Raw genomic sequence first — 535 nt, forward strand, 5'->3', positions numbered from 1 at the left:
CACCAGACAAGATAGCTGACTCGTCTGCCTCAACTGCATAAACTTGAATGTTTGAATTTGCTACTTTAAGAGCGTGAGAAACACCTGAGATCGTTCCACCGGTGCCAACACCACCCACAAAAGCATCTAAACCATCAGAACCGAAAGCAGCCAGTATTTCAGCTCCTGTTGTTCTTTCGTGTACTTCTGGGTTAGCTGGATTATTAAATTGGAGGGGAAGGAAGCCGTCACGTTCAGCAGCGATTTCTTGAGCTTTAGCAATAGCTCCTTTCATTCCTTCGCTACCAGGAGTGAGGACGAGTTCAGCACCATAGGCTTGGATAATCTTACGTCGTTCCACACTCATCGTTTCAGGCATGACGATAACAACTTTATATCCTTTAGCAGCACCGACCCATGAAAGACCGATACCAGTGTTTCCACTCGTTGCTTCAACAATGGTAGCACCTGGTTTTAGAATACCATCTTGTTCCGCTTTTTCAATCATGCTAAGGGCAATACGGTCTTTTACTGACGATCCAGGGTTAAAAGCTTC

Annotated in this window: 1 protein-coding gene; it reads right to left on the bottom strand. The window is 45.2% G+C overall.

The genetic code is table 11. The features are described from left to right. Positions 1–535: PLP-dependent cysteine synthase family protein (locus tag GMD6S_RS10095; RefSeq protein WP_000330243.1), on the bottom strand; the 535-nt coding region annotated here is incomplete at both ends.

This window comes from Streptococcus sp. GMD6S, from assembly GCF_000297015.1.